Source organism: Carnobacterium jeotgali MS3 (assembly GCF_000745125.1).
In the GTDB taxonomy this organism is placed as follows: Bacteria; Bacillota; Bacilli; order Lactobacillales; family Carnobacteriaceae; genus Carnobacterium_B; species Carnobacterium_B jeotgali.
Map to the genome: position 1 here is coordinate 559,854 of NZ_JQNF01000005.1, position 19,758 is coordinate 579,611.

20 protein-coding genes are annotated in these 19,758 nt (G+C 33.7%); 14 read left to right on the plus strand and 6 right to left on the minus strand.

The window, feature by feature from the left end:
- Positions 1-118: 118 nt before the first annotated feature.
- Positions 119-757, minus strand: coding sequence for a GNAT family N-acetyltransferase (locus BP18_RS05135; RefSeq protein WP_029278333.1), 639 nt, complete (start codon positions 755-757; stop codon positions 119-121).
- Between the two features lie 97 nt (positions 758-854).
- Positions 855-1,889 carry a YeiH family protein gene (locus tag BP18_RS05140; protein ID WP_029278330.1) on the minus strand — a complete coding sequence of 345 codons (1,035 nt, stop codon included), beginning with the start codon at positions 1,887-1,889 and terminating at the stop codon, positions 855-857.
- Positions 1,890-2,003: 114 nt separating this feature from the next.
- On the opposite strand from BP18_RS05140, the gene BP18_RS05145 reads away from it, so the two are divergent.
- Positions 2,004-2,882 carry a LysR family transcriptional regulator gene (locus BP18_RS05145; RefSeq protein WP_231549435.1) on the plus strand — a complete coding sequence of 293 codons (879 nt, stop codon included), beginning with the start codon at positions 2,004-2,006 and terminating at the stop codon, positions 2,880-2,882.
- 345 nt (positions 2,883-3,227) lie between these two features.
- Here the strand turns inward: BP18_RS05145 and BP18_RS05150 are convergent, their stop codons facing one another.
- Entirely contained in the window at positions 3,228-3,896 is a 669-nt protein-coding gene (locus BP18_RS05150) for an SHOCT domain-containing protein (protein WP_007724496.1), read from the minus strand.
- 1,127 nt (positions 3,897-5,023) lie between these two features.
- Here BP18_RS05150 and BP18_RS05160 point away from each other — a divergent pair.
- The gene (locus tag BP18_RS05160) at positions 5,024-5,401 is read left to right on the plus strand and encodes a pyridoxamine 5'-phosphate oxidase family protein (protein WP_007724491.1); all 378 of its coding nucleotides are present in this window, start codon (positions 5,024-5,026) and stop codon (positions 5,399-5,401) included.
- Positions 5,402-5,679: 278 nt separating this feature from the next.
- The gene (locus BP18_RS05165) at positions 5,680-5,871 is read left to right on the plus strand and encodes a hypothetical protein (protein WP_007724488.1); all 192 of its coding nucleotides are present in this window, start codon (positions 5,680-5,682) and stop codon (positions 5,869-5,871) included.
- Positions 5,872-6,136: 265 nt separating this feature from the next.
- Here the strand turns inward: BP18_RS05165 and BP18_RS05170 are convergent, their stop codons facing one another.
- Genes BP18_RS05170 through BP18_RS05180 form a run of 3 tightly spaced genes read right to left on the minus strand, consistent with a single transcriptional unit; the run spans position 6,137 to position 8,136 of the window.
- Positions 6,137-6,448 carry a hypothetical protein gene (locus BP18_RS05170; protein WP_029278326.1) on the minus strand — a complete coding sequence of 104 codons (312 nt, stop codon included), beginning with the start codon at positions 6,446-6,448 and terminating at the stop codon, positions 6,137-6,139.
- 21 nt (positions 6,449-6,469) lie between these two features.
- Positions 6,470-6,841: a hypothetical protein gene (locus tag BP18_RS05175; protein WP_007724484.1), complete on the minus strand. Its 372-nt coding sequence runs from the start codon at positions 6,839-6,841 to the stop codon at positions 6,470-6,472.
- Positions 6,838-8,136 carry a Y-family DNA polymerase gene (locus tag BP18_RS05180; RefSeq protein ID WP_029278324.1) on the minus strand — a complete coding sequence of 433 codons (1,299 nt, stop codon included), beginning with the start codon at positions 8,134-8,136 and terminating at the stop codon, positions 6,838-6,840. Before BP18_RS05180 ends, BP18_RS05175 begins: the two co-directional genes overlap by 4 nt.
- Positions 8,137-8,471: 335 nt before the next feature.
- On the opposite strand from BP18_RS05180, the gene BP18_RS05185 reads away from it, so the two are divergent.
- The 11 genes from BP18_RS05185 to BP18_RS05240 all read left to right on the plus strand — a co-directional run bounded on the left by BP18_RS05185 (position 8,472) and on the right by BP18_RS05240 (position 19,724).
- Positions 8,472-9,086 (plus strand): GNAT family N-acetyltransferase, encoded by a 615-nt coding sequence (locus tag BP18_RS05185; RefSeq protein WP_029278322.1) that lies wholly within the window; start codon positions 8,472-8,474, stop codon positions 9,084-9,086.
- Between the two features lie 360 nt (positions 9,087-9,446).
- Positions 9,447-10,427, plus strand: coding sequence for an aldo/keto reductase (locus BP18_RS05190; protein ID WP_007724472.1), 981 nt, complete (start codon positions 9,447-9,449; stop codon positions 10,425-10,427).
- 36 nt (positions 10,428-10,463) lie between these two features.
- On the plus strand, positions 10,464-11,315 hold the full coding sequence (locus BP18_RS05195) for an aldo/keto reductase (protein WP_007724471.1): 852 nt from the start codon (positions 10,464-10,466) through the stop codon (positions 11,313-11,315).
- 122 nt (positions 11,316-11,437) lie between these two features.
- Complete coding sequence (locus BP18_RS05200; protein WP_007724468.1) at positions 11,438-11,884, plus strand: MarR family winged helix-turn-helix transcriptional regulator; 447 nt, start codon at positions 11,438-11,440, stop codon at positions 11,882-11,884.
- A gap of 18 nt (positions 11,885-11,902) precedes the next feature.
- Positions 11,903-13,639 carry an ABC transporter ATP-binding protein gene (locus tag BP18_RS05205; protein ID WP_029278320.1) on the plus strand — a complete coding sequence of 579 codons (1,737 nt, stop codon included), beginning with the start codon at positions 11,903-11,905 and terminating at the stop codon, positions 13,637-13,639.
- On the plus strand, positions 13,629-15,515 hold the full coding sequence (locus BP18_RS05210; protein WP_029278318.1) for an ABC transporter ATP-binding protein: 1,887 nt from the start codon (positions 13,629-13,631) through the stop codon (positions 15,513-15,515). The genes BP18_RS05205 and BP18_RS05210 overlap by 11 nt, the downstream gene beginning before the upstream one ends.
- Before the next feature lie 642 nt (positions 15,516-16,157).
- Positions 16,158-16,646, plus strand: a complete 489-nt coding sequence (locus BP18_RS05220; protein WP_007724461.1) for an AAA family ATPase — start codon at positions 16,158-16,160, stop codon at positions 16,644-16,646.
- Positions 16,647-16,833: 187 nt separating this feature from the next.
- Positions 16,834-17,457: a DNA-3-methyladenine glycosylase gene (locus BP18_RS05225; protein WP_029278314.1), complete on the plus strand. Its 624-nt coding sequence runs from the start codon at positions 16,834-16,836 to the stop codon at positions 17,455-17,457.
- A 15-nt stretch (positions 17,458-17,472) separates the two neighbouring features.
- Positions 17,473-17,967: a DUF3013 family protein gene (locus BP18_RS05230; protein ID WP_007724459.1), complete on the plus strand. Its 495-nt coding sequence runs from the start codon at positions 17,473-17,475 to the stop codon at positions 17,965-17,967.
- 41 nt (positions 17,968-18,008) lie between these two features.
- Positions 18,009-18,962, plus strand: a complete 954-nt coding sequence (gene prmA / locus BP18_RS05235; protein ID WP_029278312.1) for a 50S ribosomal protein L11 methyltransferase — start codon at positions 18,009-18,011, stop codon at positions 18,960-18,962.
- Entirely contained in the window at positions 18,963-19,724 is a 762-nt protein-coding gene (locus BP18_RS05240; RefSeq protein ID WP_029278310.1) for a 16S rRNA (uracil(1498)-N(3))-methyltransferase, read from the plus strand.
- Positions 19,725-19,758 lie beyond the last annotated feature (34 nt).

Here is a 19,758-nt window from a genome sequence, read left to right on the forward strand (position 1 = left end):
AATATTCGATCGAACACATGTGGAGAATAAGAAAGTTGTAGATGACGAATCAACTCAACTGCTTGTATGTCATTCATATATTCATAAAATAAACTTTGAACTGGAACGGTTAATTCGTTTAGTCGGATAAGTTTAGTGTTCCTTCATATAGATAGTAAATTTCTAAGGTATCATTATTTCCTGGTTCCCAATAATATTTTTTCTCAGCTACGCGGGATAGACCCTTGTGTTCATAGTATTGATAATCAGAAGAATTGTCGGTAAACAAATAGAAGTTTTCTGCTTGATGTTGTTTAAGGTAATTATAAAAATGATTATACAGCAGTCCCCCAATACCCAATCCTTTAAATTCTTCTTTCACGATAAGCAAATTTAAACCGGCATCATAATTTTTCTGGCTTTTTTCTAAAAAAAATTCATTGATTTCCAACGTCTGAATGTATTTTAAAAAGATCGAATCAGGTTCAGTAATGCGTAAAAATTTTTCCAATGAAGAAATATTCTTCCTAGTACTGATTTTCTGAATATTGGTTTGGTCTACTAATCCGGATGCTACGATCCCAACTATGTCGTCACCTATTTGAGCAACAAAAACATCATCTGATTCTAGTAATAAATCACTTAGAAAAAAATCGGCCATTGGAGCTACTAAATCGTTTGGGACCCATGACCGATAATCCCAAGTGTTAATCACTAAATCCAAAATAGAATCATAATCATCAGGTATCATTTTTCTTAAGATAGTTTCTTGTTTCATTCCTATGCTCTCCTTTTTTTAAAGTATTTCTCTATGTGCAACTAACTACTGGAAACAGTGATGTAAAACGACTTTTTCTATCTCCTAAATGATTCTATCAGAACAGCCAAGTAATTAATACAACAGCCAATACGATTTGGAAGAAGCCAATCAGTAAACCGTACAACATCGTTCGAGGTCCTTCTTTTAAGATATCTGAGAACTTGACCTGTAATCCAATTGCAGCTAAAGCAGTAATCTCAAATTGATTGCTGATGACTTCCGAGCTGTGGATCATCAGGGAAGGCAAAGGTAGAAAGCTTCTAAGTAAGAACAACAAGAAGAAGCCGATAATAAACCAAGGAACAGTCATTAGGCTAGAATTCTTTTTCACTTCAGAAGTTGAGCGAGTAGTCGTTTTAGAAAATAGCGATTCTTCCTCTTGGGTATTTAATTTGCTGAAACACAAGGCTACACCAACAATGAGGAGAACTCTCATGAGTTTAAAGACAATGGACAAATTGGTTACGTCGACGCTGACCAGCTTTGCTGAAGCAACGACCTGTCCTATAGATTGGACCGTTCCTCCGATGAGTGAAGATGTTTGAACGACTTCATTTTGATACAGAACAGAAGAGAGGATAGGCAATAAGACCATCAATATCGTACCGATGACATTGACTATAGTAATAGACATGGCTTTGTCTTTCTTATCAGCTTCAATTACTGGAGAAACGGTCCCAATAGCAGAAGAGCCACATACTGCGTTACCCGCACCCATTAATAAAGACATCTTTTTATTGAACTTCATAGTTCGACCGATCCAATAAGCAAATAATATCGTCAAAATCATTTGAAAAATTACAAAGATAAACCCGGTAGGACCAACTTGCTTGATGATCTGAAAATCTAAAATCATCCCATTTAACACAATTGACCACTCTAAGAGTGCTTTTTCAGAAAATTTAGTTCCTCTTTTTAAATATGGTTTGTTCAAAAAGGTATTTCCTAGAAGGATTCCTAAAAAAATGGCAATCAATGCTGCACCTATGTTCGGTATAAGATTGGTTAAATACTGACTAATGAATGAAATTATGACGCTAATCATTAAACCAGGCAAGATGGAACGATTATTTTTCATTTGAGTATACATATTAAACCTCCTCCAATCTTTATTTATAGGATTATAATATAAGATAATTTGTATAAAATAAAATAATCATTTATTATATATTCATAAGATAATCTTATGAAGGGGATGTTTGAGATGCTAGATTACCGATACCAAACATTTCTTACGCTGACAGAAGAAATGAGTTACACAGCAACAGCCAAAAGACTGCATATTACTCAACCTGCTGTCACTCAACACATCCAGTATTTGCAGCAGGAATTAGGGGTCGAACTGATTCACTATGAAAACAGACAACTTTCCTTAACCGCTAAAGGCAAGCAACTGCAAAAGGATCTTTATTTGCTGCAAAGAGAGATCTCTAAAGTGCAAAAACAATTGGTCTCTACTGTAGAACACACTACTCTTACATTTGGAGCTTCTTTGACGATTGGGGAATATATGATGCCGGACCTCATTGAGTCGTATTTAAATCAATATCCAACACATGATATTACGATGGTAACGGACAACACTCAGCACTTGATTGAACTTTTGGAACATGGGAAAATTGATTTTGCACTTGTAGAAGGAGAATTCAATCAATCTGTATTTGAATTTCAAAAGATTGCTGAGGAACCATTTATCGCTGTCTGTTCCGAAAAATGCTCTTTATGGAAACAAGCTCAAAGCGTTAATGACTTGTTTTCTACGACGATTTTGGTGCGTGAAGAGGGATCTGGATCACGGCTTATTTTCGAAACAGCCATAAAAAACAAAGGAATCCATTTAGACAGCTTTTCAAAAGTTATGACGATTGGGAGTATTGGTGCAATAAAAAAACTGGTCGAAAAAAATTTAGGTATTACTTTTGTGTATCAGAAAGCTGTTGAAGAAGAACTGAAAAACGGCATCTTAAAAAAGATTCCGTTAAGTGATTTCAGTGTAGTACATCCGTTTTATTTGATTTACTTGAAAAGGATTCAGTTAAGAGGAGTGGAAACAATAGAAAATTTTTTGAGGTTGGTAGATTGACCAAATTAAAATTGATTGTAAAATCGATGATAGACTAAAAAAATTTATACGGATTTAATCTCAATAAAATAATGGCAGTAAATGTAAACCCTCCGATAAGAATAAATTTATATTATTCTTATCGGAAGGTTTATTTGTTTGTAAAGAAACATTATGTTACAAAGCGTTATTATAACAAAAAAAGTAATCTAAGAAGATGCTAACGAATTTTAACTCTACTTCATAGCAGTCACTATATATTGATTGTAGGAGCTAGTTAATTTTTATAATAATTTCCAAAAAAGAACTGCTATAATAGCAGTTCTTTTTTGGATAAAGCTAAGAAATATTAAATTCTTAGCTTTATCATAGATTTAATATTTCTACTTTCTTTTTGTTGAATTCTTCTTGGTTAATGATATCTAAATCTAAAAGCTCTTTGTATTCTTTTATTTGTTCAACATTACTTTTAGAAATATCTACAAGAGAGGTAGGTGTAGGATTTTTAATTTTAAAGTTTATTAATTGAGCATTTTTAGAAGAATCACAAACGATTTGGATGCTGAATTTTTCTGAAGTGGTTATGTTTTTTAATTTCAACATAGCTGTGCTAGGAACTTCTACTCGTTTCTGAGTTTTAATAACCCGATAACTATCTTCGGTAACTGAATTGTTTTTCTCTTTTTTCTTATTTCTATTTTTTCCTCCTACATATGCACCTGCTAATGTACCTATACCTGGAAATAACATTGTTCCTAAAATAGCTCCTCCAACAATCTTCCTTAATTGAGCTTTTTTTTTAGATTTATTTTTTTCTTTAGTAACGGATAGCCCATTTTGTTTTGATTCAACAACAGTATTGTAAACAGCACCATCAAAAGCATATTCAAGCAATTCAAAATAAATAGGTTCTTTTTTATTGAAAAAGATTAAACCTTCTTCGTTTTGTATTATTTCTGTTAAACCAGTAAAGTTAACGCCAATTTTTTCTCGTCCATTTTTAATCTGCAACATTGATTTATTTCCTACAGTCATTTTAATTCCTCCATTTTTTTGTTTTACGTACTAAACTGATTATTAAAATAAATAGAAAAGAATTACACTAGGTCAGCGGGTAACTTGTTTAAAGTATGTATATAAATAATGCTCCATTTTAAAAATAAAGACAGAAAAGTCTGATTGCTTTTAATATTTTTGAGGAATTATAAAATAAAGTGAAATTATAAGTAGAATCACTACTGGAAATATGTATAGAGTAACTTTGTATAATATAGCTTTTTTCTTAGAGGTATCAGACGGATTAAACACATTTACCCCTTTTTTATATTTATTAGCGATATGATCGATAAAAAATGAAAAAACCATTAATAGCCAACCGGCGTAAAATAACCAATCTGAATCAGTACTTAAAAGTGCGAAATAAATGAAAAAAAATGAATAACTTAGCGGATGGATCCACTGATATTTATTGTTTCTATCCTTGATAAAGGCTAATAAAGATCGAATCAAATAAATTAGTATAGCAATGAATAGTATAAAGTTTATAAATAAAATAAAGTTATCCACTAAATAGCCTCCATAAAATAAATTCCACTGCATTTATATAACGTGTTTTATGTAATTTATTTTAGCATTATAAAAGGATTTTGTGTATCTAAAAAATAAAAGTTAGATACAGGTGTGTGGGTATTTACAATTTATTGCTCCAACAAAGGATGCAGAGAAAAGCAAAATGTTACAGTTGGAGAAATAATGGATATACCTTCAAGGAGAGTATTCAATTTTGCAAACAGCGAGAATAATTACTTTGCAGTAATGGAGAAAAAGGGACTACCTCATTAATTTGTGAGGACATTGCTTAAATAAGATTAACGTCTTTTATTGCTTAGTTTAGCTTTTTTCTTTAGCAATAGATGGTCCTGTCAAAAGTAAACTCAAACAACAGACAATTCATTTTTTATGATTATTTTCATTTTAGTTACGCATCCGTTTCTTACATTTCAACTGCTGAAAATAATTGATTTAAATCAATTGGATATTAGAGAATATATACTACAATCAATATGTTGGATTTCTGCTTATCTAGTTTGTGTAATTTATAATGTACGCTCGCTTCAAGCAGCCATGAACTATTATAGCAAGATATTAAGAGGAGGCAAAATATGTTAAGCGAAAAATTTATTGAGGTAAGTAAAAATGAGGGAGTTGTATCCATAACTTCATGGGGAAGTGGGGATCAACCAAATGTTAGATGCACTTGGAATTCATATATTCGTATTACAGAGGATGAACGTATTTTAATCCCCATTGCAGGATTTACCAGCACTCAAAATGATGTTTCTAAAAATGATAAAGTGATTTTAACATTAGGAAGTCGTGAAGTAGAGGGATTCAATAATTATCAAGGAACCGGTTTTTTAGTTGAAGGTAAAGCGCGTTTCACAGATTGCGGCGCCGAATTTGAACAAATGAAAAAAGAATACTCTTTTATTAATAAATTACTTGAAATCACGATTGAATCAGCTAAACAACTTCTTTAAAACAACGCGTTTATTATCCAAAATTTTGTCCACTTTGAGTATCTTTGTTAAAAAGATCGTGGACTTTTTTGATGACTTTTAATTACATAGGGTTTAAGAGTAAAAATTAAAATAGTTTGGTTCAGTTATTTGCAGATAAAGTAGAAATTGAATTATGTAAGATAAAAGGTTAAGCATTTGACTGAAGTTCATAAAACAGTCAAAAATTTATGAGCTATCTGTATAGTGTTGGAAACGTTTTCTGTTATAATATGTGTATTAGAAAGGAGGGATAACAAATGGTGAACTATCGAGTTTTAACTGTTGCGAGTAATCCCTTGGGAGAATTCGAAGGTCGTGAAACCGTACAAAATGATTTAGAAGTATTGTTAGGAGAAGTAAGTGAAAATGAAGGAGAAATTGTTTCAGTCACTCAAGTTCTGACTGAACCACATATTTTACTTACAACAGTTATTTATAAAGTGAAATAATTTTTAAGACTCCTTTCTGGGGTCTTTTTTATGTATGCTAGGCATGTTAAATCAGTTTATTGGTGTAATGAAAGGTAAAGGAAATACATTATAATAATACGTACAATAAAATAGAAAATTGCCCTACACCTGATATGCAGGACAATCGATGAATCTATTGCTTAAATTGATTAGGCAACTACCAAACTTGTATTAAAAATAATGGGCGGATTAACTTATTGAAATTGTTGACCTATTTAGATAGTAACAATAATAAGAATAAACCTTAAAACATAACCTTTTTGTGTGGCATTCGGTGACCTTTATAATCAAATACCTGTCCAAAGTAATTAGGTGGGCTTAATAGTTTGAATTTTTGAACCACTAATTGATTGCGATCGTTAATGACTGATTCAATCGTAATTTCTGAACCAAGTTTTATCTTATACATAAAACCAAAAGCTTTCTTTCCAGTAATCAAACAATTAAACTTGCGACCATCCGAAAGTAGAGTGAATCTACAGAAAGGTGTGTTGTTTTTTGTATTGATTACTTTAATATCTGAATCAATCTTCCCCGTAATAATAGCAGTATTCATGAGTTCCCCTCCATTTTATTATTAAATGTCATTAGTAAGATTAGTCCATTTTTTTAAACTAACAAATTGAATGTTGTGAATCTCATCAAAATCAATTTTTGTATCATTTACATAAATACCTAATTCATCTCCGCCAATAACTAGACCAATGACATCATCTTTGTAATATCCATTTTGGTCTACCGCTTCAATCTGTATAGCAACGGATTTATTCTTTAGGATAGCTTCATTTATTACTGACGTAATTTCTTCAGAATCCATCTGTTTTTTTTGTGGATTGACTTTCTTCATCTCCGCCGTTAAATTTTCTTGAGCAGCTGTATGTTCTGACAAATAAAATCCTGCCCATTTTTTAATACCACGATCATGGTATTCCTCATTTAAATAGTTCATTTTATGCCCTCCATTCCACCAGCATGACCACCAACAAGAGAACTACGATTAATAGCTGTTGCGCCATCCATAAGACTACTAGCATGTACTAATGATTGAAAACCATATTTATCTCTTATTTTATCGACTAGTAAATCTAATTTTTCATTTGTAATTTGTTCAGTCGGATTTTCAAATAGATCCAATTGAATATCACTCGTATAGGATAATTTTGAATAGGTAATTCCTATGCGCCGGACGGATTTGTCATCCTCGTAATACTTATTAAAGATTTCAAAGCAGTATTCAACTAATTTTTTTGTATTAGAAGTACTTGGTATCTTTAATTGGCGCGAAAAACCATCTTTTTCCTCATACTTAGAGTAACTAACAGAAAGACTGACACATCCTGTTTGACAATGATGCTTTCTAATTCGGGTAGCAACTTGTTCAGCCATTTCACGAATAACAATTTTGATTTCCTGTCTTTTAAAATAGTCTTTTTTGAGAATTTGAGAGTTGCCATAACTTTTTTCTAAAGGACGATAGGAGTCTCTAATATCGCTACGGTCGATACCCCAAGCATTAGCATAAAGTTGTTCACCAATCAAGCCCATTGAATCTCTCAATTGATAGAAATTTGCGTGTGCTAAGTCATAGACTGTCTTAATGCCTAAACTATTTAATCGTCGTTCTGTTCGACTTCCAATGCCCCACATGTCTGTCATGTTTTCGATTTTCCAAACTGTTTTCGTAACGTCCTCGTAACGCCACTCCGCAATCAATTCTGAATTATATTTGGCCCCATTGTCTAAAGCTAGTTTAGCCATCAGCATATTGTCGCCAATGCCAATCGTTACGTATAGACCGGTCTTCTTAAAAATATGGTATTGAATCATTCTAGCCAGTTCATAAGCACTTTTCTTTTTGAACAGTTTTAGACTTCCTCGGACAGAAATAAACGATTCGTCGATACTATAAATATGTAGATCTTCATCAGAAACGTATTTACGAAAAATATCGTTGATTTCAGTATTCTTTTTAATATAATAGCTCATTCTAGGTGGTACGATAACCAAATCCGGGTGATAAGGGATTTCCCATTTCCTAGTAACGTTTCGAATACCTAATACTTTTTTAGCCATTGGCGAAGCAGCTAACACGATGCCACCGGGTTTATCTGCGTTACTCATAACAACTAATAGAGCTTTTAGAGGATGTAAGCCACGTTCAACACATTCCACAGACGCATAAAAAGATTTAACGTCAATACAAAAAATATCATCGCTTCTTTCTTTAGCATAATTGAATGACATAAGAACCCCTCCTTTCATTCCATTATACGAACGTTTGTTCTTTTTGTAAAGCGAACACACATAAAAAATAGTTCTATCCAAAAGAAAATAAGAGGTTTAAAAATGAAACTCAAATATTGAGTCTTCTGTACTAACTAGTTCATGAGTTATATAAACGTATTTAAAACACTTTCTTATAAATAGTGCTAGTATTATAATAAAATTAAGTATATTTAAAATTTTATTATTCGAGTCATTTGTTGTGGCATGAATAAAAGATTGAAAGAGTAGGTCTTAAGTATAATGTTCTAAAAATCGTTAATTATTTTCAACAATAAAAGAAAGATGGTGCTTTTTTGTTAGATAAAACAATTCCATATGCGGAAATTTGGATGTATCGTTCAAAAAATCTTCCAGTTAATGAACCCGTTTTACCTGAAGGTTTTTACTTTAAAAGTTATCAAGAGGGCGATGAAGTAGTATGGGCAGCCATTGAAACGGCTGTTTCGGAATTTGAGAATGAGGGACTAGCATTGAATTACTTCGAGGAAAAATTTGCGCCATACTCTAAAGATCTGAGAACGCGATTGTTATTTGTCGTAGATTCTTCAGGAGAAAAGGTTGGCACATGCTCAGCTTGGTGGAAGGAATCACCGAATGGTGTGCGTTACCCATTAGTTCATTGGGTAGCTGTAAAACCAGGTTATCAAGGAAAAGGACTCGCAAAAGCAATGGTAAATCGAACTCTTAAACTATTGCAAGAACTTGAAAAAAATTCACCTATTTATCTGCACACTCAAACGTGGAGTTATGCAGCAATTCACTTGTATCAAAAACTAGGGTTTGAGATCACAGATAATAATTTAGATGGAAGCCCTAACGTAGATTATCAAAAAGCTATGAGTATTTTAGCTAGCATACAGAATAAAAAAACTAGGCTCATAAAAAATAATGTCATCATCAATCAATAAGATTATAGACACTGGTATATGGAATCAGATTATCCTAATGCAAAGTCCACTAACATAGGGGAGTCTTATTCTGTTTTTAAAAAAGTAACTACATTGGGCAAAAGTGGGAACTGAACTCAATTTAATTGAGCAATCGACGACTCAGTTATTTTACTTTTATGATTAACATAGTCCAAGGAATATTGAATTTTCTTCATTAAAAAAAAGTTGTTTTTACTTGACTTAAAGTTCACTTCAAGGTGTATCCTGGTCACTAATAAGGTAACTTTTATTGAAAAGGCTTTTGAGTAGTAAGAACAAGCATCATTTAGTAAAATGAACCTTATGAGATAGCTTCATTATTAGTTAAGGGGTGAATAGATGGAATATACTAAACTAGGAAATACAGGAATGGATGTTTCAAGGATTTGTCTAGGAGCAATGAGTTTTGGAGATCCAGAAAAATGGATTCACAAATGGGTATTAAATGAAAATGAAAGTCTCCCGATTATTAAACGAGCATTGGAACTGGGTATCAATTTTTTTGATACTGCGAATATTTACTCAATTGGGAAAAGTGAAGAAATTTTAGGAAAAGCATTAAAAGAGTATGCTAATCGAGATGAGATCGTATTAGCAACAAAAGTCCATGGTCATATGTTTGATGGTCCAAACGGTGGAGGTCTATCAAGAAAAGCTGTTCTTTCTCAAATTGACCAAAGTTTAGAACGATTGCAAACCGATTATGTTGATTTATATATTACTCATCGCTGGGATTATGATACGCCCATAGAGGAAACGATGGAAGTACTGCATGATATCGTGAAATCTGGTAAAGCAAGATATATTGGTGCTTCTTCAATGTATGCTTGGCAATTTCAAAAAGCACAAAATATAGCAGAACGGAATGGGTGGACTAAATTTATATCTATGCAAGATCATTTGAATTTAATCTACCGTGAAGAAGAACGCGAGATGATTCCTTATTGCTTATCAGAAAAAATTTCTCTGACGCCCTATAGTCCTTTAGCTTCAGGTCGCTTGACACGAGATTTATCGATTCAGACAAAACGTACAGACACGGATAAGATAGCGCGTCTTAAATATGACAAAACAGCTGATCAGGATCTTGAAATTATTGAAAGAGTTGCACAACTAGCGGAACGTTATGAAGTCAGTAGAGTGCATGTAGCACTTGCATGGCTCTTGCAAAAAGAGGGGGTAGCTGCACCGATCATTGGAGCAACTAAACTCGAACATGTAGAAACAGCTGTTGCTGCGGTAGATTTTAAACTTACTCAAGAAGATGTTCAATTTTTAGAAGAACCCTATATTCCACATCGCATTGTTGGTTTTTCATAGAGAAATAAGTAAAATAAAAACATGGAGGCCAATTAAATGGAATTAGTTACGTTAGCAAATGGCATAAAAATGCCAATTTTAGGTTATGGAGTGTATCAAGTAAATGATCTTGAAGAATGTGAACGTGTTGTAAGTGAAGCCATTGAGGTAGGGTATCGTTCAATTGATACCGCACAAGCCTACGGGAATGAATCTGCTGTTGGAAATGCTGTGAAGAAGAGCGGAATTCCTCGTGAAGACTTTTTTATCACAACAAAAGTTTGGATCTCAAATGCAGGATATGAAAAAGCAAAAGCTTCCATCGAAGAGTCTATGGAAAAATTGCAAACTGATTATTTGGATTTGGTTTTGATCCACCAACCGTTTAATGATTACTATGGAACTTATCGTGCGATGGAGGAATATTATAGAGCAGGAAAAATAAAAGCCATTGGGGTTAGTAATTTTTATCCGGACCGTTTTATTGATATTGCTGAGTTCAGCGAAATCAAACCTATGGTGAACCAAGTTGAAACGCATGTATTTAACCAACAAGTAGAAGCTCAAAGTATTATGGAAGAATACAATACTCAAATTGAATCATGGGGACCATTCGCTGAAGGGAGAAATGATTTCTTTAACAATGAAACATTGAAAAAAATCGGTGAGAACTATGGCAAATCTGTAGCGCAAGTTGCTTTACGGTATTTGATTCAACGGAATATTGTGGTCATTCCTAAAACAGTCACAAAAGAGCGTATGATTCAAAATTTTGATGTCTTTAACTTTTCATTGACGGATGAAGAAATGGCAACGATTCTAGGATTAAACCAAAAAGAAAGTTTGTTTTTCTCTCATTACGATCCAGAGACAGTTAAATTTTTAACAAGCTTAGGTAAAAGAAAATAAAGACTAAATAAAATTACTTTGAAAGAATAAGTAGATTTAACTATCTATTTATTCTTTTTTTTGCTAACATAGTTACCTATAGTAACTATGTTAAGTAACTTAATTTGAAAGGAGAAAAAGCCATGGATAGTCATCTATCTGAAAAATATATTGATGCCTGTTTTAGCGCCAAACAAACGTTACGGTTCTTACCTGAACCACCTCCTGAATTACAAAAAAGACACGTTTATATTATCAAAACATTGTATAACTTATCAAAGGAGTTAACTGAGGTACGTGTCAGTGACATTGCTGAGTCTATTGGTGTAACGTTACCTAGTGTTACAAAAAACATCGCAACGCTAGAAGATTTAAATTATATAAAAAAAGAATCAAACCTAAACGATAAGCGAGTAGTAAATATTCAGTTAACCAAAAAAGGGTTAGCATTATATCAAACAGTTTTTCATGATTTTCATCAAGAAAATAGTCAGGTTTTAAAAGCTATTCCTGAAGAAGAGATGCGTTTAACAATAAAAACAATTTACCGGATTCATGATTTAATGGAGCAGGCATACTTGCTCGATTAAAAGGAGAGGATAAGAATAATGTATAAAAAATTAATGCAATCTTTGCGACAATATAAGAAACCAGCCTATTTAACGATGCTTTTTATGGCATTAGAAGTTGCTGTTGAGATATTCATCCCCTTTCTCATGGCAAAAATTATTGATAAAGGGTTGATAGCAGGCGATCTTAGCTATGTTTTGAAAATAGGTTCACTAATGTTTGTGTTGGCTTGTTTTTCTATGTTGTTTGGAGTACTGGGCGGGAAATTTTCTTCCGATGCTGCAGTAGGACTTTCAACAAATCTTCGTCAAGACATCTACGAAAATATTCAAACATTTGCATTTGATAATATTGATAAATATTCTTCATCAAGCCTAATTACCAGACTGACAACAGATATTACAAATATTCAAATGGCTTTTCAAATGGTTTTAAAAACGATTATTCGAGCACCTTTCATGATTGCCTTTGCGTTTGCAATGGCAGCTTATACGAATTTGAAATTGTCGTTAACTATTTTAATTATTGTTCCGATAGTCGCATTTATTTTAATCGGCTTAATCTATCGTGTACATCCTTATTTTATAAAAGTTTTCAAAAAATACGATCGATTAAATCAAACTGTGCAAGAAGATATTAACGGTGTACGGGTTGTAAAATCATTTGTGCGTGAAGAAAAAGAAATCGAAAAATTTAAAGTAGCTTCTGCAGATATCAAAAACCTATTTACGAAAGCTGAAAAAATTACGGCCCTTAATGCTCCGGTTATGCAGATTGCAATTTATTCTTGTTTACTGCTCGTTTATTGGTTTGGAGCAAAATATGTTGTCGGCGGAACAATGAGCACGGGGGAATTAACGAGTTTTATTACGTATATGATGCAAATTTTAAGCAGCATCATGATGATATCAATGATTTTTGTCATGATTGTTATTTCTGAAGCTTCAGTAGAGCGTGTTACTGAAGTCTTAAATGAAAAAGCCTCATTGTCTAATCCAGAAAACCCGCTAATGACCATTGAGAATGGGGAGATTGAATTTAGAAATGTTCAATTTAAATACAATGAGTTGTCTGAGGAAGCTGATTTAAGTCAAATCAACTTTACAATCAAATCTGGCGAAACAATTGGGATTATTGGCGGAACTGGGAGTGGGAAAAGCTCACTGATTCAATTAATTCCAAGACTTTACGATGCAACTGAAGGAGAAGTATATGTTTCAGGTCATAATGTAAAAGACTATGATTTAGTGACCTTGCGTGATCAAATCGCAATGGTATTGCAAAAAAACACGTTGTTTTCTGGAACGATTAGCGACAACTTAAAATGGGGAAATAAAGAAGCTTCCAAAGAAGAAATTCAGCGTGTGGCTAAATTAGCCCAAGCAGATGAGTTTGTTCAAGGATTTCCGGATAACTATGAAACGGTCCTTGACCAAGGCGGTTCAAATGTATCAGGTGGACAAAAACAACGGTTAACGATTGCACGTGCGTTATTAAAGCAGCCTAAAATCTTGATTTTAGATGATTCAACAAGTGCAGTGGATACAAAAACAGATGCTTATATTCGAAAAGCATTCATAGAAGAAATTCCAAATACAACAAAAATCATTGTGTCGCAACGCATTTCATCTATCCAAGATTCTGACCGCATCATCGTATTAGAAGAAGGTAAGATCGATGGGATTGGGACACATGACGAATTGTTGAAAAATAATAAAATTTATAAAGAAGTATACGATTCTCAAATAAAAGGAGGGACGATAGTTGAAGAATAAACCGATTACGCGACCAGCTGTTAGTCCGTTAAAAATATTCAAACGTATTCTTTCTTATGCAACGAAACAATACAAATTACGCATCATCATCGTAGTGGTCAGTATCATCATTAGTGCTGCAACCAATGCGATTGGAATTAGTTTTACAAAGACATTGATCGATGATTACATTGCACCTTTACTGACTCAAGAAACGCCTGATTTTTCGAATCTAGCGCGTATTATTGGTTGGATGGCACTATTGTATTTAACCGGTGCTATATTCACTTACATCTTTAACCGTACAATGGTCACAGTGTCTCAAGGCATCTTAAAAGATATTCGTGATGAAATGTTTACACATATGGAGTCTTTGCCGATTCGTTACTTTGATAGCAATGCAACGGGTGATATTATGAGTCATTATACGAATGATACGGATACGTTAAGACAAATGATTAGCCAATCCATTCCACAGATTTTTTCTTCGCTGATTATGATTTTATCGATTATTATTGCGATGCTTATCATTAATATACCAATGACGTTATTTGTTTTATGTATGGTAGGTATCATGGTTGCTGTGATTCGCACAATTGGGAGCAAGAGTGGTCTTTACTTCTCAATCCAACAAAAAGCATTGGGAACGTTAAATGGGTACGTGGAAGAAATGATTGAGGGCCAAAAAGTCGTGAAAGTATTTAATCATGAAGAAGAGGCAATTGCTGATTTTAGTGAATTAAATGAGGAACTAAGAGAAAATGCGACGAAAGCAAATACGTATGCAAATATTTTAATGCCAATTATGGCAAATATTGGAAATTTTATGTATTTATTGACCGCAGTGATCGGAGCTATTCTCTCGATTACGGGACTTACAGCGTTAACAGTAGGGAGTGTTGCATCTTTTGTTCAGTTTACAAAAAGTATTACCATGCCAGTAGCTCAAATTTCGCAACAGTTTAATGCAGTTATTTTGTCTTTAGCGGGTGCAGAACGTATTTTTAATTTGTTAGATGAAAAACCTGAAGAAGATGAAGGAACAATTGAATTAGTCAATGTCACTAAACAAGCTGACGGAACAATCGAGGAAGCTAGTCAACGTACAGGTAGTTGGGCTTGGAAACAAACAACAGCTGCTCAGGAAGCTATCTATAAAGAATTGACGGGTGATGTGCGTTTTAAAGATGTTACATTTGGATACAATACCAATAAAACGATTCTTCACAACATTAATTTATTTGCAAAACCAGGTCAAAAAATTGCTTTTGTTGGCGCAACTGGTGCTGGGAAAACAACGATCACCAATCTAATTAATCGCTTTTATGATATTCAAGAAGGAGCCATCACTTATGATGGGATTGATGTCAAGAAAATCAAGAAAGATGATTTGAGAAGATCATTAGGCATTGTACTACAAGATACGCATTTGTTCACCGGAACGATAAAAGACAATATTCGTTACGGACGTTTAGATGCTAGTGATGAAGAAGTGGAAGCAGCTGCAAAATTAGTAAATGCCGACTTCTTTATCAGACAATTGCCACATGGTTACAATACTGAATTAACGGGCGATGGCGGTTCACTTTCTCAGGGACAAAGACAATTACTTGCAATTGCTAGAGCAGCCGTAGCGAATCCGCCAGTCTTGATTCTTGACGAAGCTACTTCAAGTATTGATACACGGACAGAATCGGTTGTCCAAAGTGGGATGGATGCGCTGATGAAAGGGAGAACGGTATTTGTTATTGCTCATCGACTTTCAACGGTTCGCAATTCAGATGCCATCATGGTAATGAAACAAGGACGTATCATTGAAAGAGGATCTCATGATGAATTGATTACTCAAAAAGGGGAATACTACCAACTTTACACGGGTGCGTTTGAAATGAACTAAACAATTGTTATAAAAGGTGCTTTCCAATTGTTGGAGAGGACCTTTTTAACTGTCGTAAATATTAGGTTGTGTATCTAAAAAAATAAAAAATTAATGCAGCATCAAATGAAAAGCACTATTGTTGTACATGATCTAAATAAGAACAACAAAAAGGATACTTAGTTTACTTCATAATAATCTTCCTTCATAATGATAATTAAATTGAAGATGTTCTAGAAAGGAAATTATTATGAACTATTTAAGTTCAATTTCATTTCCTAATATAGAAACAAAAGTTGACTTTTTCCTCAAAATCAAACAAACAATCTATGATTTTTTTTATCCCTTTCAAACTTTGGTCAAACACAGTTTAGAAAGAATTAATTTTGATTCCATTACGATTCTTTATGGGAGAAATAATTATGGGAAAACTACAGTATTAAATATCATTTCTGAAAAGTTAAAATTTTTATGACTTAGACTCAGAATTAGCAGGCATGAAAAAACGGTCACAGTTAGAAAATATTCAAACCTATTATAATTTTTTCGAAAAGCACCAAGATGAATTTCGTTAATCCGAGATTAAGTTTAAGTATTAAAAATTTAATAATCGGACAGATGAACGATCCTTGAAGGGAACTATAAACTATGGAGGTATTTCAGATGAAAGAGCCATATTATTCAACAAGCAGAGTTATTTTCATGTGTGGAACAGCAGGATCAGGAAAGTCGACTTATGCTCAGATGTTAAAACAACAAGGATTCGTTCGTTTATCTTATGATGTAGAGTCATTTAATAGAGGACTCACAGTTCACCCACTGCCACCTGATGTTTACGATGAAATCAAAACGGTTCTTGATCTAAAGTTAAAAGCACTAATTACAAAAAATGAAAATGTTGTTCTAGATTATTCCTTTTGGTCACGTGAAATGCGTGATGAATATAGAAATATGCTGGTTCCATTCGGAATAAAACCAGAGATCATTGTAATCGTTACCCCTAAAGAAATTACTTTGCAAAGAATTTCCGACCGAAAAGGAAAGAATCCTAATGATATTATGTTAGACAAACAAACTGCAGCTCAATATTACGAAAATTTCCAACCACCAACATCTGATGAAGGGGAAGTAACATTCATTAAAGGTTACTAATATTCAAGTCGGCGAAAAATAATAGTTTGAGAAATTTATAAATTAAACACAATGAAAATTTCAAAGTGATTTATTTAATTATCAATCTTAAAAATGACTTTCTTTTTATCTAAGTGTTATTTTATTGTATACTAGAACTTGAAGAAACAATCACTAAAAATGAACAAAACAAGAAAGAGGAATAAAATTGGATTTTTGGACAGATCACACTAAAACAACGGAAGAAATCGCTCAAGACTTATTGGGGTGTTTAGTCATCAAAGAAACTGATGAAGGGGTGACATCGGGTTGGATCGTTGAGACGGAAGCTTATTTAGGCGAAATAGATGGAGCGGCTCATAGTTATGGGTTAAAGAAGACGCCTCGTTTAGCATCTATGTACAAAGAATCAGGAACGATTTACATCTATAGTATGCACACTCATCTAATGTTGAATGTCGTTGTTCAAGAAGAAGGAAAACCAGAAGCAATTTTAATTCGAGCTATTGAACCTTATACAGGTATGGATTTAATGGCTGAACGGAGAGGGAAAGCTGGTTTTGTAGTAACCGATGGCCCTGGTAAATTAACAAAGGCAATGAACATCACTAAGTTGGATGACGGCACACTTGCCTGGGATCCTCCTTTAAGAATTGATGTCGACACAAGAAAAAGCCCTAAGAAAATTGAAGTATCGCCTAGAATTGGCATTCCAAATAAAGGGAAATGGACGGATGCGCCGCTTCGGTATACTGTTGCAGGAAATCCATATGTGTCAAGAAAAAAAGGTAAAATTGAAGCAGATTTCGGCTGGGATGAACCAACAAATTAATGGAGGCGAAAAAGAATGGCACAAGAAACACTAGTAGATTATTTAGGTGAAGCGTTAGAAGAAAGTGATTTTGAATTTGATTGGAAATTAGAATGGAATAAAAAACAGCATGTTATTGAGGTATATTTTTCAATTTTTGCAGAACAGAAAGAAAATAATATTATTATTGAAGATATTGAAGGAACAGCTACACAAAATGAAATCATTCAGTTTGAAGACGCAATCTGTTTCTTTGACCCTAAGAAATCAAAGATCCAAATGGATAATTATTTAAAAGCGTTTCCGTTTGATTTTAAAATGGGTGTCGAAAAAGGGTATATTGATGCCATACTTAAAACCTTGCGCATCGTTGTAACAGAAGGCCAATCTGATTTGTTAGATTTTGCTACTGATCCAGCAATTGAAGAATTTGAATTAAACTGGAATGATCTGAATTTTGACGGAACAATTAAAACGTTGAAAGATATCAATCGATATAGTGAAGAGAAACTACTTTATCCAAAATATTAAATTAACCGAAGAAAATTGTTAATTGGAGGCAAAGCGATAAAATGAAGTGGACTGAATTACAAATACAAACCTCAAATGAAGCGGTAGATGCTGTTTCAAATATTCTGATTGAATCTGGCTCGCAAGGAGTTGCGATTGAAGATAGACAAGATTTTTTAAATACACCGGATGATGGTTTTGGTGAAATCTGGGCCTTAGATGAAGCCGACTTTTCTAAAGAAGGCGTTATTATCAAAGCTTATTTTTCAGACACGCTTTTTTTACCTGAATTGGTTCCTAGCATTCAACAAAGAATCAAAGCTTTAGAGAGTTTTGGTTTAACGATTGCCCCAAATAGATTGAAAATTGAAGAAGTAACGGAAGAGAACTGGGCAACCGCTTGGAAAAAATATTACCGTCCATTGCAAGTGACCCGCTTTTTAACCGTTGTCCCAAGTTGGGAAGATTACGAAGTGCAACATGCGGATGAGCGTGTGATTCGCTTAGATCCAGGTTTAGCATTTGGTACAGGTACGCATCCAACGACGATTCTTTCCTTACAAGCTCTAGAAACCTATATTCGTGGAAATGAAACGATTTTAGATGTGGGGACAGGTTCAGGAGTATTGAGCATTGCAAGTAAAGCTTTAGGCGCTAAACATGTCCACGCGTATGACTTAGATGATGTTGCAGTCAAAGCAGCTGTGGAAAATATCGATTTAAATGACTATGCGAAAGATGTAGTTGTTAAAGCCAATGATTTGTTGAAAGGCGTAACGATTGAAGCTGATATCGTTGTAGCAAATATTTTAGCTGAGATTATTGTTCCTCTTATACCAGAAGCTTATGAAGCATTGAAACCAGGCGGGCTATTTTTAACGTCAGGGATTATTGAAGATAAAAAAGAACTGATTCTTTCAGATCAAAAGAAACAAGGTTTTACAATTATTCAAGTGCAACAAATGAAAGATTGGTGCAGTATTGTCGCTCAAAAACCTTTAGCGGAGGATGAATAGATGCAACGTTATTTTCTAAAAGATGACTTAACAGACTATCAAAATCAAACCATTTCAATTGATGGAGATAGTTTTCATCACATGGTAAAAGTGATGCGGATGAAAGTTGGTCATCGTGTCTACCTTGTAACCAAAGATCAAAAAGCTTTTATTGCTGAAATAAATGCAATTGAAGATCAAGAGGTTTTATTACATTGGGTAGAAGATGATCTTAGGCAACAAGAATTACCGATTGAAGTAACGATTGCAAGTGGATTACCTAAAGGAGATAAGTTGGATTTGATCATCCAAAAAGGAACTGAATTAGGTGCGCATGCGTTTATTCCATTTGCAGGTTCTTTTTCCATCACAAAATGGGATGCGAAAAAAGCGGCTAAGAAAACCGAGCGATTACAAAAAATTGCTCAAGAAGCAGCTGAACAATCGCATCGCACAAAAATACCGACCGTTCAACCACTTTCTTCAGTGAAGCAACTTGTTGAAATGAAAAATCAATTTGATGTGTGCTTAGTTGCTTATGAAGAAAGTGCTAAAGCAGGAGAAGACCAAAATTTTGTTAAAGGGTTGAAACTGTTGCCTGCTGGAGGGAAACTATTAATTGTTTTTGGTCCAGAAGGTGGTCTGTCTAAAGAAGAAGTTAATGCCTTTATTGAGAGTGGATTTTTGCCTTGTGCATTAGGTCCTAGAATCTTAAGAACAGAAACTGCTCCATTGTATGCATTAGCAGCGACGTCGTATCATTTTGAGTTAATGCATAAATGAGAAATTTCTTTTTTGTCCCAGACTGAAAAGTCAG